Raw genomic sequence first — 16,036 nt, 5'->3', positions numbered from 1 at the left:
GGCATTTCCTGGCCGATCGGGTACGATTTATGGCGTGCCAGAAGGAGGCCGCGCCTGTGGCGCACGTCAAGCTTGGCTGATCGAGTTTAATTTCGAGTTCGAATGCCGGAGGCTCGCAAATGGTGGAGCATTCACCAAAAGTTGGGCACGCGGACGGCGACTCTCAGGTCTTGTGGGAGGACGGTGAACGCAGCTGTCGCCGCGGTTGGCGAGTGGACGAAGAAGGCAAGCGGCGCGCCGTGCTACTCGTTGCTCCGACCGCCGACTACCCATCGCGGGCATGTCTCGATCGCTTCACGCACGAATACGAACTCAAGGACGAACTCGATAGAGCATGGGCGGTGCGCCCGCTGGACCTCGTACGCGACGCCGGCCAAACTCTGTTGGTGCTCGAAGACGAGGGCGGCGAGCCGGTTGATCGGCTACTCGGCGTACCGATGGAGATCGGACGCTTCCTGCGTCTCGCTATCGCTATCTCCGTCGCTGTCGGCAGACTTCACCAGCGTGGGCTAGTCCATAAAGACATCAAGCCGGCCAACATCCTGCTCGACGACGCAACCGGCGAGGTGCGGTTGACCGGGTTCTGCATCGCCTCGCGCTTCGCGCGGCAGCGCCAGCCGCCTCACCCTCCCGAGACGATCGCCGGCACGCTGGCTTACATGGCCCCCGAGCAGACCGGGCGGATGAATCGGTCAATCGATTCGCGGAGCGATCTGTACGCGCTTGGCGTCACTTTCTATCAAATGCTCACCGGTACTTTGCCATTTACGGCCACGGATCCGATGGAATGGGTGCACTGCCATCTCGCCAGGCGACCGGTGGCGCCTAGCGAGCGATTGAATGAAATTCCCCGCGCGGTGTCGACGATCGCCATGAAGCTGCTCGCGAAGAGGGCCGAAGACCGCTATCAAACGGCGCGTGGCCTCGAACACGACCTTGGCAGCTGCTTGATCGAATTGGAGGCGAGAGGCCGGATCGACGATTTTCCACTCGGCGAGCACGACACGTCCGACCGTCTCCTGATCCCGGAGAAGCTCTACGGCCGCCAAGGTGAGGTCGGAACTTTGCTCGCCGCGTTCGATCGGATCGTCAACGGTGGCGCTCCGGAATTGATTCTAGTCTCGGGCTACTCCGGGGTGGGCAAATCCTCGGTCGTCAACGAGCTTCAGCCGGTGCTGGTTCCGCCGCGCGGTCTTTTCGCGTCGGGCAAGTTCGATCAGCGCAAACGTGACATTCCCTACTCGACGCTGGCACAAGCGTTTCAGAACCTGATCCGGCCCCTCCTTGGCAAAAGCGAACCCGACCTTGCGCCTTGGCGCGATGCCCTGCGGGAAGCCCTGGGAGCGAACGCAGGCCTGATTGTGGATCTCGTTCCTGAACTGAAGCTCATCATTGGGGAGCCAATGCCGGTACCGGAGCTTCCGCCACAAGACGCGCAACGGCGCTTTCAGCTGATATTTCGGCAGTTCATCGGTGTCTTCGCTCGGCCTGAACATCCGCTGGCACTCTTTCTCGATGACTTGCAATGGCTCGACGCAGCGACGCTCGATCTCATGCAAGATCTGTTGAACCAGTCCGAACTCCGCAATCTTTTCCTCATCGGTGCCTTCCGCGATAACGAAGTCACGACAACGCATCCTCTGATGCGAAAGCTGGAGGTGATCCGGGCAACCGGAAGGGTGCAGGATATCAAGCTTGCTCCGCTAAGAGCCGAAGATGTGGGAGGACTTGTCGCCGACTCGCTCCGTTGCGAAGTGGCACAGGCCGCTCTGCTCGCACAGCTGGTGCACGCCAAGACCGATGGAAATCCGTTCTTTGTGATCCAATTTCTTCACGCCCTTGCCGACGAGGGTCTCCTGATCTTCGATCACGAACGGGCGCGGTGGTCTTGGAATATTGGCGCCATCCAGGCCAAGCGATATACCGACAACGTTGTGGAGCTACTGGTCGGAAGGCTGACGCGACTGCCGCTCAATACGCAGAACGTGTTACAGCGGCTCGCTTGCCTCGGCAACACCGCCGACGTCCCGTTGCTCTCGATCGTTCTGGACATGCCCGAGGAACAGATGCACGCGTCTCTCATAGATGCTTTCCGCCAACAGTCAATCGAGCATCTTGATCACTCCTACAAGTTTGTTCACGACCGGGTACAGGAAGCCGCCTACGCGCTGATACCGGAAAAGGCGCGCGCGGGGACGCATCTGACAATCGGCCGGCTGCTGCTGGCGCACACACCACCGGAAAAGCGCGACGAGGCAATCTTCGACATCGTCAGCCAGCTCAACCGCGGTGCGGCGCTGATCACGTCACAGGACGAATGCGGGCATCTTGCAGAACTGAACCTGACCGCTGGCAAGCGCGCCAAAGCGTCGTCGGCTTATGCCTCCGCGCTGACGTATTTTATCGCCGGCGCGGCGCTGCTGCCGGAGGACGCGTGGGAGCGCCGGCAGGAGCTCGCCTTTGAATTGGAGTTGCACCGGGCGGACTGCGAGGTCTATGCCGGCGACCTGCAGGGGGCCGAGAAGCGGTTGGTTGCGCTGGCAACGCGCACTGTCGGCTCGGTCCAACGATGCGCCGTGGCACACCGGCGGGCGGATCTGAACATTGCGCTTGGGGCAGGCGAAAGGGCGGTGGGGGTCGCGCTGGAATGCTTGCGGCATGTGGGTGTTGATTGGTCAGCCCATCCCACCGAGTTGGAGGCGCGCAACGAGTACGAACGCATCTGGTCATTGCTCGGACATCGTACGATTGAGAGTCTCGTTGACCTGACGCCGATGCAGGATCCGGAAGCCCGGGCGACGCTCGACGTGATTACCAGTCTGGTTCTAGCGGCCCTTTACACCGACAAGAACTTATACGCACTCAGTGCCTGCAAGGCCGTCAATCTTAGCGTGGAGCACGGCAACAGCGCAGGATCCCTGTTGAACTATGTTGCAACGGCCATGATCGCGGGCCCCCGCTTCGGCCAGTACGCTGAAGGCTATCGATTTGGAAAGTTGGCCTGCGATCTGCTCGAACGCCGTGGAATGACGTACTTTGGGGAACGGACCTATGTCGCCTTCGCGGTTGTAGTTCCGTGGACGCGACCGCTGAGCGAGGGTATCGAGCCGTCACGTCGTGCTTTCGAGATGGCGAAGGATCACGCCGACCCGACGTACGCCTCACTCGCCTCCAGGGGTCTCAGTAGCATCCTCCTTGCCATGGGCCATCCACTCGACCAATTCGAGCGCGAAATCGGCGACGCATTGGAATTCGTGCAGAGGTTCGGCTTCTTCCTCGACAGACTTTCCGCGCCGCTCGCGCTCGCCCGAACGCTGCGCGGAAGAACCGCTAAATTCGGCTCGCTCGACGATGGTGGATTCACGGAGCGCTCCTTCGAGGAGCGCATTACCGGTCAACCCTCTCGCGTCTTCCTGGAATGTTTCTACTGGATCCGAAAGCTCCAGGCGCGCTTCTTTGCCGGTGACTATGCGTCAGCGATGGAGGCAGCGGCGAAGGTGGAGACATGGTATGCGACCTCGGCGGCGCTGTCTCTCTTTCCCGTCGAGGCGGCGGAATGGCATTTCTATGCCGGCCTGTGCCGCGCTGCACGGTGCGAACCCGTGGGTCCCGACCCATACGCCAAACATCAGGAAGCGCTTCGGGGGCATGAGCAGCAGCTTCGGGCCTGGGCGGCGAATTGTCCGGAGAATTTTGAGGGTCGTGCAACGCTGGTCGGCGCAGAAATTGCACGCGTCGAGGGACGCTCGCTCGAAGCCATGGACCTTTACGAGCGGGCTATCGTGGTGGCGCGTGCAAACGGCTTCGTCCACGATGAAGCGATTGCCTATGAGCTGGCGGCCCGTCTTTACGCGACGCGCGGATTCGATGAGGTCGCGCACCTTTATCTTCAAAACGCACGGGACCGCTATCGACGATGGGGAGCCGACGGAAAGGTGCGGCAACTCGACCAGCTCCATCCGTGGCTGAGGCAGGGCCAGCGCGCACCCGGCTCAACGGGCACGATCGAAGCGCCGGTCGAATATCTCGATCTCAAAACCATCATCGAACTCTCGCAAGCCCTCTCCGGCGAGATGGTTCTGGAAAGGCTCATCAACAGGCTCTTGCGAGCCGCCATCGAGCACGCTGGCGCCGAGCGAGGTCTCTTGATCGTTCCGCAAGGGGATATGTTGCAGATACAAGCGGAAGCGTTGGCGAGTGGCGACCATGTAACAGTTCATATGGGGGAAGGTCCCAACAACGCAGCCAGCTTTCCGGAGTCACTCGTTCGACACGCAGCGCGCACCCATGAGCGCCTGATTCTCGATGATGCCTCTTCTCAGAATGCGTTTTCTGCCGATCCTTATGTCCTTCGGAGCCGGGCTCGTTCCATTCTCTGTTTGCCATTGATTTGTCAGGACAAGCTGATCGGTATTCTTTATCTTGAGAACAATCAGGCGCCGAACGTTTTCACGCCTGATCGCGTCACCCTGCTGGAGGTGCTTGCGTCGCAAGCTGCCATCTCGCTTGAAAATTCGCGGCTCTATCACGACCTCGCAGATCGCGAAGGCAAGATCCGGCGTCTTGTCGACGCCAACATCATTGGGATCATCGTTGCCGATACCGAAGGCCGAATTTTTGAAGCCAATGACGCGTTTCTCCGTATCGTTGGATTTAGTCGTGACGACTTCGTTTCAGGCGACGCGCGCTGGACCGAACTGACTCCGCCCGAATGGCGTGACCGCACCGCAAGCGCGCTGGAAGAATTGATAGCGACCGGCGTGGTGCAACCCTTCGAGAAGGAGTACTTTCGAAAGGATGGCAGCCGCGTTTCCGTGCTGATCGGCTACACGGCTTTCAACGAGCAAAGAGATAAAGGCATCGCATTTGTACTGGATTTGACCGAGCGCAAGCGCGCCGAAAACGCACTGCGCGAGAGCGAAGAAAGGTTCCGCGACTACGCCGAAACCGCGTCCGACTGGCTTTGGGAAATGGGCCCAGACCACAAATTAACGATGCTGAGCCCGAATGCGTTCGGCTCCAGCCCTTCGGCTCGGCTTGGCACCGCAGCCTGGGAGCGGGCCCTCGACCTGGAGACCGAACCGGAAAAGTGGCGGAAGATCCAGGCCACCATGGACTCACACGAGCCGTTCCGCGACTTCGTCTATCTCGCCGCCGGCTACGACGGTTCCCCGATGTATGTGAGGGCCAGTGGCAAGCCCGTGTTTGACGCCGGCGGCGAATTCCTCGGCTATCGCGGTACCGGCACCGACGCGACGGCGATTATTCGCGCCCAGGAGGCATTGCGTGAAAGCGAGCGAAATTTGCGCTCGGCGATCGACGGAATACCTGGTCTCGTTGGAGTGTTGGCCCCGAATGGTGAGGTCGAAGCGGTCAATCGCCAAATTCTCGAGTATTGCGGCCAGTCACTTGAAGAACTGAGGAACTGGGGGACAAACGGAACCATACATCCCGAAGATCTTCCTCACGTCGCCGAAGTTTTAGCGAAATCGATCGCTTCGGGGATTTCCTATCAGATCGAACAGCGCCTGCGCCGCTTCGACGGCGAATATCGCTGGTTTGACAACCGCGGCATTCCTGTTCGCGACGACAGCGGGCGTATTGTCCGCTGGTACGTTCTGCTGACGGACATTGAGGATCGCAACCACGCGCTGGCGCGCTTGCAGCAGATGCAGGCGGACTTCGCCCGCATGAATCGCGTGGGCGTTATGGGAGAATTGGCCGCCTCGCTCTCGCACGAAATAACGCAGCCGATCGCCAGCGCGCGCAACAACGCCCGGGCGGCCCAGAATTTCATGAAGATGCAGCCGCCGGATTTAGACGAAGTCAGGGAGGCGCTTGCCTGTGTCGTTGGTGATACGGACCGGGCCCGGGATATCATCGACCGCATCCGCGATCAGATCAAAAAGGCGCCGCCGCGAAAGGAACGTTTCGATCTTAACGCGGCGATCAATGAGGTGATCGTACTGGCGCGAAGCTTGACAAACCGGAATGGCGTTTCGGTCCAGACTCGCCTATCGGATGGACTGGATCCGGTTCTGGGAGATCGCGTCCAGTTGCAACAAGTCTTGCTCAACCTGATTCTGAATGCGGCCGAGGCTATGGCGTTGGTCGAGGAGGGCGCGAGAGATCTGTTGGTCGCCACCGAACGAGACCTGGCAGGCGTCCGCGTGGCCGTGCGCGATACCGGTCCTGGCATTGATTCGGCGCATCTCGATCAGGTCTTCGACGCCTTCTATACCACAAAGTCCAGTGGAACCGGCATGGGGCTGTCGATATGCCGCTCCATCATCGATGCTCATGGCGGCAAGCTATGGGCGGAAGTCAATGAGCCTCGCGGCGCTGCCTTTCAGTTCACCTTGCCCGGCGCCCAAGCAGAGTTCACGACTCCTCCTCATGCGAGCCCGCGGACTTGAGGGCGTCGCGAACGCATTGCGTGAGATGCTCCTCATCCACCGGCTTGCGCAGGTAGCACACGATTCCATCGTTCAAGGCTCTGGCCCGATCAATGTCATTGGGAAAGGCGGTCACAAGAATTGTCGGAATCGCGTGGTCCGTATCAATGAGCCGCTGGTGAAGTTCGTATCCAGTCATAGCAGGCATATGGACGTCGGTGATCAGGCAGGCCGTCTCGGCAAGCCGCGGGGAAGCGAGAAAATCGGCTGCAGACGGGAAGAAGTCGGCCGTGTAGCCCAACGATCTCATGAGCCTGCACATGGACTCACGAAAGAACTGATCATCATCGACGACCGAAACCAATAACTTTTTCATCATGCCGCCTGTGGCCATTGGCAGAGCCCGTCGTGCGTTCGGGCAGCCTGTGCTGACGCTCCGCCTGGGATTGTTCGTTATGAGCGAGAATGCCACCAGTACGGTGCCGGTGCCCCGTAAACTTTGGCTTATGGCAAATAGGCATTTTCCTGCCTGAGGCCCGATGTCTCGGCTTTGACCGGCACGAAACGCAGGCAGTAGACCATTGTTCAACGATCTCTGGCGCTAGATATCGGGCGCCATAAGCCTTCGTATCACGTTCGTGCGCCCTTCAGACACCCGACGTCGACTTGGGCTCAATTGAGCCGATGATCGCGATCCGTCTTAACTCTGTGCATCGGAAATTCCCACGTTCATGACGTGAGCCAACGAGCAGCAAGAGGAGGCAACCATGCCCCACAGCTCCGAAGGTCTTGGCAAAACAACGCGATGCGCGGTTTGTGATGGCAAGTTCGGCTTGGTCCGGCACTATTCATGGCGGACCCCGCTTTGTTCCAGGAAGTGCGTCAATCACTTCACAGCTCGCCGCCAAAGTGACCGCAATTGGTTGAATTGGCTGCAATGGTTGAATTGGCTGCAAATCCCCGTCGACCAACTTCCAGAGAACCACGCGAGGACGTCATGACCTTTCGGATCTCGCCACGAGGCAAGCAATATCTCAAAACGGCGCAGACCTTGTTCTCTGCCGCCCAAACCATGACCGACGGAGCGGTTGCGGGTCATCTCAAGGCCCTAGCCGATGACTACGAGCGGCGCGCCGAAAAGGCCTCGCGCGATGATGCAGCCAAGGCATTGGCTCGGTCGGTTGCTGAGATTGAACGCGAGTTGAGTGCCTAAGCTGATTGACGTGTTACTCAGCAGCGATCGAGCCAGTCCGTGGATGGAACTTCAGCCAAGTCGACCAGCCCGTCTGACGGGAGGCGATCCATGTCAGCGCGCGTAAACTTTGGTGTACCCCCACGCACCCCCGGGGGGCTATTCAGGTTCCAGGATTAGGACTAGAAGTGCGGAGTTGATTTTCGCGATCTCTTCCGAGTAGCAGCGATGTCTGACGCAACCTCCACCGTGTTGGTCATCGACGATGATGCGGAACTCCGCGCGTCGGTCGGACGCCTGCTGCGATCGCTCGGTATCAATGTTCAGCTATTTGCGTCCATTTCCGAATTCCTCAAGTCCGATCCAGCGGACTGCCCCAGCTGCCTGGTGCTCGACATCAGAATGCCCGGCCAAAGCGGCCTCGATTTTCAGCGCGAGCTCGCTGCGGCAAACAGGGAAATCCCGATCATCTTCGTCACAGGGCACGGCGACATACCGATGTCCGTGCAGGCTATGAAAAGGGGAGCGATCGAGTTCCTGACCAAGCCGTACCGCGATCAAGACCTCCTCGACGCTATCCAACTCGGCCTCTCTCGCGATCGTGCACGGCGGGAAAGTGACAAGGACATGGCCGGTCTCAGGGAGCGTTTTGGGTCACTCAGCCCCAGGGAGCGCGAGATCGTGATTCAGGTCGCTCGTGGCCGCCTCAGCAAGCAAATTGCCCACGATATCGGGATCGCCGAGGCTACGGTGAAGGTCCATCGCAGCCGGGCGATGCAGAAGATGCAGGCCGGTTCGCTTCCAGAGCTCGGCTTAATGGCCGCCAAGCTTAAGCTGGTGCCCGACGCGCCGCGACGGTCCTAGGCTGCTCCTTACGCGTGACGCAACTGGCGCGGCTAGATTGGACCCCCGTCATTGCACCTTCGAATGATTTTCCGGGCAGGAGAAAAGGCCGGCGGGCGTTACGCCGTCGGCCCTGTCCTGCAACTGCCGGCTCGCGGGTCCGGTTCCGTTGCGATTCTCGGCACTGGGTGCCTGAGCAAACGAAGAGCGGGCTGCTGTGCACATGGCGGTCCGCCTCGGTCAACCGTTATCGCCGAGTGATCGCCGCTTCCATCGTACGCCGGCATGGTGCTGGTAAATCTAAGTTTAGGGAATGCAACCAATCCGTCATTGCACACCACCAGCGTGGAATAGCTCGCGGCAATCAAAATCATCAAATTGTCGGTCACGAGCATCTCAGCCGGGATAACCCTGCCAAAGCACGCGAGGTCACAATGCGATCGACTTTAGCTTTCGGGCGCTTGGAGCAATTTCATCCCGAACCGGAGTTTGACGTTGGACGCGCCGTTCAGCGTCCGGCTGCGGTGAGATCATTCTTCGAGACTCGAACAAGATCAGGCGGCGTCGCCCCAGCCGACGTTTCGTTCGGATCGTTTCGCCTGCTTCCAACACAGCTTCTTCTGCTGGAAGACGATAAGCCCGTGTCGATCGGCAGTCGCGCTCTCGCGCTCCTGATTGCTTTGCTTGAACGCCGCGGCGAGTTGGTCAGTAAGCAGGACTTGATGGCTCGGGTTTGGCCGAATCTCTTTGTCGAGCCTGCCAACCTCACGGTCCATATGTCTGCGTTGCGTCGCGTACTGCGTGACGGACGGGACGGGAATCGGTTCATCGTCAACATTCCCGGACGTGGCTACTGCTTCGTCGCCGCAGTCGATGTGTCGCGGCACGAGAACTGAGCCCGAGTGGCAAAGCATCCGCAGAGGCATCGCCATGATCGCGACGACATCAGAACGACCGTTCACCATAGCGAAGATTCCCGTCAGCTCCTGGAGCTTCGCCATCCGTGTTTGGCTGGCGACGGTCCTGGCTCTGTTCGTGAGTTTCTGGTTGCAGCTGGAAGCGCCGACGACGGCCGCGCTTACGGTTGCAATTCTTGCCGAACCAACCCGCGGTCAGGCGCTGGACAAGGCAGGTTTTAGATTGCTCGCCACCGTCATAGGCGTGACGGCGTCAATCGCAATCACCGGCGCGTTCTCGCAGGCGAGGGACCTGATCCTCGCGGCATTCGCTATATGGCTTGGCATTTGCGTCTTTGCGGCGAAGCTTCTGGATGGTTATCGGGCCTATGCGGCGGTGCTGTCCGGCTACACGGTGGGACTTGTTGCGGTACAACAGATCGATCACCCGCAGCATGTGTTCGAATCCGGCCTGGCGCGTGGCGCCGCGATCGCGGTCGGCATCCTTTCGATAGCGGTGGTGAATACGTTGATATCCACCTCCGACCGTCAACCGGGCCTGCTCGCACAGCTCACGGCCATTCACCGCCGCGTTCGCGAGTACGCGACCGCAGCTTTCGCCCGCGAACCAGGCAACTCTGCCGCGTTCCTGACGCTGCTGCGCGATATCGTGGCGCTGCGGCCAGCGATCGCGAGCGTAGCCTTGGAGTCGAGCAGCGGCTCGGTCAGGAGTGCTGCCGCCCGCAGCGCTGCGGTCGCGCTGGTCGCCGAGTTGCAGGCTGCGCGCCTCAATCGTGATGTCCAGAGCGAAGCGTCGAACGGGGCAGCCGGAGAGATGCTGCGCCGGGATGCCGAGGTTCGCCAGGATCTGGCAGCCCTGAGATCGGCGAGATGGCCATTGCGGGTTTGGCGGGCGCCTCTGCATCGCTCCTGGAGAACGGCGGCCGAAAGCGGCGTCCGCGCCGCCGCATGGTTTGCGATCGCATCGGCGTTCTATGTTTGGGCCGGCTGGCCCGCAGCTAGCGTGTCACTGTCTATGGTCGCGCTGTCGGCCGGACTGGGGTCCATAACTCCGAACCCGCGCGGCTTCACTGCCGTCAGCCTGGCTGGTACGCCGGTTGCGGCTGTGCTGGCCGGCACACTCGAGTTCGTAGTCCTCAATGGCGTCGATGCCTTTCCAGTGCTGGCCCTCGGTCTAGCTCCCCTCACGATCGGCGCAGGGCTGCTCCTGACTTCCAGGAATTTTCTTTGGTCGGGTCTCGGTCGCCTTATTCTCACTTTCACCATGGTCATGCTGTCGCCGACCAATCCGCAGACCTACAATCCGCAGAGCTTCCTCTTCACCGCGCTATTTTTGGCCGTGGCATCCACGCTCCTGCTTGCGGCGCAGACGCTGATTCCGCCAGTCTCGGAGGAAAACCGCAGGAAGCGGCTGCTCGCAGACGCACGCAGCGCGCTGCTCAAATACGACCGCCCGAATCGAGAAGCGCCGGAGGAAGCAATGTTCCGGGACGCCTCGCGTATCGAGCAGTTTTTCGCCGCAGGAGGCGCGCAGGACAGTCGCGCGGTTGCGGAGATGCTCTCCTGCTTTGACCAATCGGCAGTGCGGCGGCTTTGCGACGCCAAGCTGATGCCCCGGAAGGCAGCCTGATGGCACACACCTTTCCAGAGCTGATCATCGGCGGCGTCCTGTTGGCGCCGTTTGTAACCCATTTGATGGTGACCCTCGTCATCATCATCGTCCTGCGACCGCTTCTGCTTGTCATCGGCTTTGCGAAGATGTTCAGCCATGCCGCAATTGCGGAGCTCAGTCTGGGCGTGACTATTTTGGGCTTATTGATCCTGTTGTTCTAGAGGAGATGGCCATGGATGCGGCCGTTCATGATGAGGTTGTTCGACAAGGCACGACGCGAACGACGGTGATGCGTCCGCCGCCAAACGTCGATGACGCATCGGCGCGCCAGGCTGGCGAGATCGACGACGTTGCGCTGAGATCGCCGGAAAGCGACCCGGGTGGCCGACCGATCATCCCGTCCTCCGGAAAGCGCAGGGCACGGCGGCGAAGCGGTGTCTTGCAAACCGCGCGGTTTGTGCTGCGCAGGGTGGCGACAGCCGCGATTGCAGTCGTTGCGGCGGCGGTCGCTCTCGTCACCTGGGACCAGTACAACGCCGGCCCCTGGACACGCAACGGGCGCGTGCGAGTTCATGTCGCAAGTGTTGCGCCGCAGATTTCCGGTCAAATCAGGGAGCTGCGAGTTGTCGACAACCAGTTCGTCCACAAGGGTGACGTTTTGTATGTCATAGATCCCTTCGATTTCGAGGCCGCGCTGCGTGCGCACAAGGCGGCGCTGCAGCAAAAGATAGCCGATCTGAACGTGAAGGAATTGCAGTCCGAGCGGCGGAACCGCTTGTCCGATCTGTCTACTTCAGTCGAACAGAAGCAGGTCTATGAGGGCAATGCGCTGCAGGCGAAAGCGGCCGTTGACGCCGCGCAAGAGCAGGTGGCGCAGGCGGAGGTCAATTTGCGGCGCACCGTGGTGCACAGTCCGGTGAACGGAATCGTCACCAACCTCCTGTTGCGCGAGGGCGATTACGCGCATCAAGGGGCCACCAACGTCTCGATCATCGACGCGGACGGCTATTGGATCGATGGCTATTTCGAGGAAACCAAACTGGCACGGCTGTGCGAGGGTGACCGCGCCGAGGCAAAATTGATGGGCTACGCGGCGCCGATCACGGGCCACATCGCCACAGTGACGCGGGGCATCAGCGTGTCCAACGCAGCCGCGTCCACGCAAGGGTTGCCCAACGTCGACCCGGTCTACACCTGGGTGCGCCTGGCGCAGCGTGTGCCGGTCCGCATTGCGATCGACAAGGTGCCGTCCGGTGTCCCGTTGGTATCCGGCTTGACCGCAACCATCACGATAGGGGATGGCAAGGACAAACCGTTCTTGCAAAGAGTTCGCGCCGAACTGAAGACAAGCTTCTTCGGCTTGATCGGCGAGGCTTCGGCACGGCCAGGCTGCATTCCCGGCCTCTTGTCTGCATCGCCGTAGCCGCATACGAAGCCGCCGCCCGAAGTTTCTAAGCCAAGGTTTATGTTCCGCAACCACAGCCGTATCCGGAACGACTCGCGTGCAATAGAAGATAGAGACGCAGAACTGTAAATCTCCTCGCAACGATCCGCTCTGTGGAGTTCGATCATGAGGAGAATACTGGTTCTCATCGCGTCAATCGCGATCAACGCGTCCACGCTTCCTGTCGCTGCGGCGGAATGCACGTCGATCAAGGACATCGACGCTTCTCGCTCGCGCTGGGAGCTGCTGCGCAGCCAGACTGCCAAGGCAGCCGACAGGGAGAAGATTTGCGGCGCCTACGCCGCCTCCTTCTACGAGTCGGTGACGCTTCGGCAGGCCGTGGCAAATTGCGCTGCCAGCGGACGAAATTTGGCTGTGCTGGATATCGAAATCAACGCTTTCAACGACCTGCTGGCGACGAAGTGCGGCGGTTGAGTCTCCCAGCAGCTTGGTAAATGGCAACCCACGAGGTGCGCAGATGATCCTCTTACCTCTCATGGCAACCTGGATGTGGTTCCAGATACTCGCCGCGTCGTCGCTTCCCGCGATCGCCCCGTCGCAACGAAAACATCTGCGGCGCTGACATCGCGTTGCTACCCGTTCCCTTTGAAGGAGGTTGAAATGACCCAGGTATTTTTCCACTGCTCCAACCCCAAGAAGGTTTTCCTCGATCATCACGGTGCCGTGGTAAGCGACCTCGCCGAAGCGCGCGATCATGCGACCCGCCTCGTGCAATCCTTCACCAACCAGCGCAGCGTCGAGGATTGGCGTGACTGGGTCATGCATGTCAACGACGACCAGGGCGACGAGCTGTTCGTCGTGCCCTTCACGTTCGTGCTCGGCAAGTCGCATTGATGAGGGTGTCGATCGACATCAGCTACTTCGCCTGCTCCTGGGTTGCTCCCAGGCAATCTCGCTTGGCGAATGTGGTCGAAGTGTTGGGATACGCATTAGCCACGATTTGCCGGGATTTGGACTGCTTCACTCGCTCCAACGTTCCTTGTCGGATACCAGTTTCCCTCACGGAGACAGACACCTTTGCAAGTGCTCGGCGCCCGGCGCTCGGTCCCTCCGCCGTGGCTCGCCTGCGGCCGGTCCTTTCCCCTCCCGAGGACCGGCCGCCCCTTTCGGGGCCTGACGGACGACGGCTGCGGATCGGATGGGCTCGGCGGCTCCTTCGATCTGCGAAGCCCCGATAGCTGAGCATAAACCGGGCGGAGATTTGCGATGGCCTATGATCATTTCTTTTCCGCAGCACTTGCTCGCCTGCACGGGGAACGGCGCTACCGTGTATTTGCCGATCTCGAGCGCATCGCCGGACGTTTCCCGCACGCCATATGGCATTCCCCGGACGGCCCGCGGCCGGTCGTGATCTGGTGCTCGAACGACTATCTGGGCATGGGCCAGCATCCGAAGGTGATCGGCGCCATGGTTGAAACCGCGACCCGCATGGGCGCCGGTGCGGGTGGCACCCGCAACATTTCCGGCACCAACCATCCACTCGTCGAATTGGAGCGCGAGCTCGCCGACCTCCACGGCAAGGAAGCCGCGCTGGTCTTCACCTCGGGATATGTGTCCAACGAGGCCGGCATCGCGACCATCGCCAGGCTGCTGCCGGACTGCGTGATCCTCTCTGACGGCTGGAACCACAATTCGATGATCGAGGGCGTGCGGCGAGCGGGCGTGGAAAAGAAGATCTGGCGCCATAATGACGTCGGCCACCTCGAAGAATTGCTGGCGGCGGAATCGCTCGGGCGGCCGAAGCTGATCGTGTTCGAGGCTCTCTACTCGATGGACGGCGACATCGCCCCGGTGAACCGCATCTGCGACCTCGCGGAGCGCTACGGCGCCATGACTTACATCGACGAGGTCCATTCGGCCGGCATGTACGGCCGGGGCGGCGCCGGCATCGCCGCGCGGGAAGGTGCGTTGCACCGCATTGACGTCGTCGAGGGCACGTTGGCGAAGGCCTTCGGCTGCCTGGGCGGCTACATCGCGGCGAGCGCCGATATCATCGATGCGGTGCGCTCTTACGCGCCGGGGTTCATCTTCACCACCGCGCTGCCGCCGGCGGTCTGCGCCGCCGCCACCGCGGCCATCCGGCACCTCAAGTCGTCGCAATGGGAGCGCGACCGCCATCAGGAGCGCGCGGCGCGCGTCAAGTCGGTGCTCAATGCCGCAGGCCTGCCGGTCATGCCCAGTGAGACGCACATTGTGCCGTTGATGGTGGGTGATCCGGAAAAGTGCAAGCAAGCGAGCGATCTCCTGCTCGCCGAACACGGCATCTATGTCCAGCCGATCAACTATCCGACTGTCCCGCGCGGCACCGAGCGTCTGCGCATCACGCCGACCCCCTATCACGATGACAAGCTGATTGATGCGCTCGCTGAAGCGCTGGTCGATGTGTGGGGCCGGGTCGGATTGCAGCTGCGACGCCACGCGCTCGCGGCAGAGTGATCCGAAAACCGCATTGAGGCAACGCTTTCAAAGAAGCGAATGACCAAAACACAGTGGAGCACACAATGAAGAACCTTCTCACGTCTGCGATAGCGGCAAGTTGCCTGGTTGCCTTCGTATCGGTCGCACAAGCCCGCTCGGCATACGATGGTTCTTGGGAGCTGCTCTTCGTTACGCAAAGCGGCGCGTGCGATCCGACCTATAATTTCTCCGTCAACGTCACGAACGGCGCCGTCACGCATCCCAACCTCGTGAAGTTCAGGGGCCATGTGGCGCCCTCGGGCGCCGTCCACGCCTCGGTGAGCGTTCCGGACAAGTATGCGTCCGGCTCGGGACGGCTCGCGGGCAATTCCGGTCGCGGGACGTGGAGCGGCTATTCGGGAGGCGCGCGTTGCTCAGGGTACTGGACCGCCCAGCGGAACTGACGGCAGATGTAGCGCCCTGTTCAATCCCGGGAAGCTCGTTCGCGAAAGCGACTTCGTAGTTCGTGTCGCGGTTCAACATCTGTCAGCGGAATGCTGAAAGATTTCCGGGTTTGACTGACGTCCGGCCCACGAGTTGTTTATTCCCTGTACCACCAGGCTGAGCGCCACCCACGGTTCGCACCGCGACACTAACCGTAACGGGTTAGAGCAAAGGCCGCCTCAGTTGGCGACCTCTTTCATTCAGACGTCCTTTTGGTTTCATTCAGACGTCTCGTACGTCGACCGGCCGATCGACCGATGTCACTGAACGAGGTGCGACGTTCTCATCAGTCGCAAGGACCAGGTAGGCAGATCCCTAAACCTAGGTATGCTCCCCTAAACCAATGAGCATTGTAAGTCGACCTCCGTGCAATGGCTCCATCCATTTCTCCTGACTACGCTTAGCGCGTGACCAGCTCGATGTATCTCTCGAGCGACAGGACAACAAGAGGAGTTCAGGCGATGAGAATCGTGGACGCATCGGCATGGTCAGGTTTTGCTCGCAAGACGGCTGAGTCAGCCTCCGACTTTGCCCAGGTCATTTACAACCTGATTATGGACGTGCGCGACAGCTACCGGCCTGGCCTGCACTACATGCGTGGCCCGGGTTCGAAATGGCGCGCCAAGCATCGGTCCTGGCTAGGAGTCGATCTCAGACCCGTACCGTCTGCCGGGCAGCGCTAGATGTCGCGCTGGATCCTCGTCGTCGCCC

13 protein-coding genes are annotated in these 16,036 nt (G+C 60.6%); 12 read left to right on the top strand and 1 reads right to left on the bottom strand.

Annotated elements, in window-relative coordinates; genetic code table 11:
• Positions 1-119: 119 nt before the first annotated feature.
• The gene (locus tag QA640_RS46595; RefSeq protein WP_283043238.1) at positions 120-6,416 is read left to right on the top strand and encodes an AAA family ATPase; all 6,297 of its coding nucleotides are present in this window, start codon (positions 120-122) and stop codon (positions 6,414-6,416) included.
• Here the strand turns inward: QA640_RS46595 and QA640_RS46590 are convergent.
• Positions 6,382-6,789: a response regulator gene (locus QA640_RS46590; RefSeq protein WP_283043237.1), complete on the bottom strand. Its 408-nt coding sequence runs from the start codon at positions 6,787-6,789 to the stop codon at positions 6,382-6,384. The genes QA640_RS46595 and QA640_RS46590 overlap by 35 nt on opposite strands.
• A gap of 603 nt (positions 6,790-7,392) precedes the next feature.
• Between QA640_RS46590 and QA640_RS46585 the strand changes: the two genes are divergently transcribed.
• The 11 genes from QA640_RS46585 (at position 7,393) to QA640_RS46535 (ending at position 16,008) form a co-directional block, all read left to right on the top strand.
• The gene (locus QA640_RS46585; protein ID WP_283043236.1) at positions 7,393-7,608 is read left to right on the top strand and encodes a hypothetical protein; all 216 of its coding nucleotides are present in this window, start codon (positions 7,393-7,395) and stop codon (positions 7,606-7,608) included.
• A gap of 207 nt (positions 7,609-7,815) precedes the next feature.
• Positions 7,816-8,451 (top strand): response regulator, encoded by a 636-nt coding sequence (locus tag QA640_RS46580; RefSeq protein WP_283043235.1) that lies wholly within the window; start codon positions 7,816-7,818, stop codon positions 8,449-8,451.
• Positions 8,452-8,687: 236 nt separating this feature from the next.
• Entirely contained in the window at positions 8,688-9,326 is a 639-nt protein-coding gene (locus tag QA640_RS46575; protein WP_283043234.1) for a winged helix-turn-helix domain-containing protein, read from the top strand.
• Positions 9,327-9,360: 34 nt separating this feature from the next.
• Complete coding sequence (locus tag QA640_RS46570) at positions 9,361-10,977, top strand: FUSC family protein (protein WP_283043233.1); 1,617 nt, start codon at positions 9,361-9,363, stop codon at positions 10,975-10,977.
• On the top strand, positions 10,977-11,180 hold the full coding sequence (locus QA640_RS46565; RefSeq protein WP_283043232.1) for a DUF1656 domain-containing protein: 204 nt from the start codon (positions 10,977-10,979) through the stop codon (positions 11,178-11,180). Before QA640_RS46570 ends, QA640_RS46565 begins: the two co-directional genes overlap by 1 nt.
• 11 nt (positions 11,181-11,191) lie before the next feature.
• Positions 11,192-12,382, top strand: coding sequence for an HlyD family secretion protein (locus QA640_RS46560; RefSeq protein ID WP_283043231.1), 1,191 nt, complete (start codon positions 11,192-11,194; stop codon positions 12,380-12,382).
• A gap of 147 nt (positions 12,383-12,529) precedes the next feature.
• Positions 12,530-12,838, top strand: a complete 309-nt coding sequence (locus tag QA640_RS46555) for a hypothetical protein (RefSeq protein ID WP_283043230.1) — start codon at positions 12,530-12,532, stop codon at positions 12,836-12,838.
• A gap of 186 nt (positions 12,839-13,024) precedes the next feature.
• A complete protein-coding gene (locus QA640_RS46550) occupies positions 13,025-13,258 on the top strand; it encodes a hypothetical protein (protein WP_283043229.1) in 234 nt (77 codons plus the stop codon).
• A gap of 372 nt (positions 13,259-13,630) precedes the next feature.
• On the top strand, positions 13,631-14,860 hold the full coding sequence (hemA, locus tag QA640_RS46545; RefSeq protein ID WP_283043228.1) for a 5-aminolevulinate synthase: 1,230 nt from the start codon (positions 13,631-13,633) through the stop codon (positions 14,858-14,860).
• 65 nt (positions 14,861-14,925) lie between these two features.
• Entirely contained in the window at positions 14,926-15,285 is a 360-nt protein-coding gene (locus QA640_RS46540; protein WP_283043227.1) for a hypothetical protein, read from the top strand.
• A gap of 501 nt (positions 15,286-15,786) precedes the next feature.
• Positions 15,787-16,008 carry a hypothetical protein gene (locus QA640_RS46535; protein WP_283043226.1) on the top strand — a complete coding sequence of 74 codons (222 nt, stop codon included), beginning with the start codon at positions 15,787-15,789 and terminating at the stop codon, positions 16,006-16,008.
• The last annotated feature ends 28 nt before the right edge of the window (positions 16,009-16,036 follow it).

This window comes from Bradyrhizobium sp. CB82 (genome assembly GCF_029714405.1).
In the GTDB taxonomy this organism is placed as follows: domain Bacteria; phylum Pseudomonadota; class Alphaproteobacteria; order Rhizobiales; family Xanthobacteraceae; genus Bradyrhizobium.
The sequence above is the reverse complement of the archived record's forward strand: the minus strand, read 5'-3'. Positions and strand labels throughout refer to the sequence as shown.

Excerpts from the sequence above, each read along its gene's own strand:
- QA640_RS46540 (WP_283043227.1), top strand. The coding sequence starts at position 14,926 with ATGAAGAACCTTCTCACGTCTGCGATAGCGGCAAGTTGCCTGGTTGCC.
- QA640_RS46595 (WP_283043238.1), top strand. The coding sequence starts at position 120 with ATGGTGGAGCATTCACCAAAAGTTGGGCACGCGGACGGCGACTCTCAG.
- QA640_RS46550 (WP_283043229.1), top strand. The coding sequence starts at position 13,025 with ATGACCCAGGTATTTTTCCACTGCTCCAACCCCAAGAAGGTTTTCCTC.
- hemA (WP_283043228.1), top strand. The coding sequence starts at position 13,631 with ATGGCCTATGATCATTTCTTTTCCGCAGCACTTGCTCGCCTGCACGGG.
- QA640_RS46590 (WP_283043237.1), bottom strand. The coding sequence starts at position 6,789 with ATGGCCACAGGCGGCATGATGAAAAAGTTATTGGTTTCGGTCGTCGAT.
- QA640_RS46555 (WP_283043230.1), top strand. The coding sequence starts at position 12,530 with ATGAGGAGAATACTGGTTCTCATCGCGTCAATCGCGATCAACGCGTCC.
- QA640_RS46580 (WP_283043235.1), top strand. The coding sequence starts at position 7,816 with ATGTCTGACGCAACCTCCACCGTGTTGGTCATCGACGATGATGCGGAA.
- QA640_RS46535 (WP_283043226.1), top strand. The coding sequence starts at position 15,787 with ATGAGAATCGTGGACGCATCGGCATGGTCAGGTTTTGCTCGCAAGACG.
- QA640_RS46565 (WP_283043232.1), top strand. The coding sequence starts at position 10,977 with ATGGCACACACCTTTCCAGAGCTGATCATCGGCGGCGTCCTGTTGGCG.
- QA640_RS46560 (WP_283043231.1), top strand. The coding sequence starts at position 11,192 with ATGGATGCGGCCGTTCATGATGAGGTTGTTCGACAAGGCACGACGCGA.
- QA640_RS46570 (WP_283043233.1), top strand. The coding sequence starts at position 9,361 with ATGATCGCGACGACATCAGAACGACCGTTCACCATAGCGAAGATTCCC.
- QA640_RS46585 (WP_283043236.1), top strand. The coding sequence starts at position 7,393 with ATGACCTTTCGGATCTCGCCACGAGGCAAGCAATATCTCAAAACGGCG.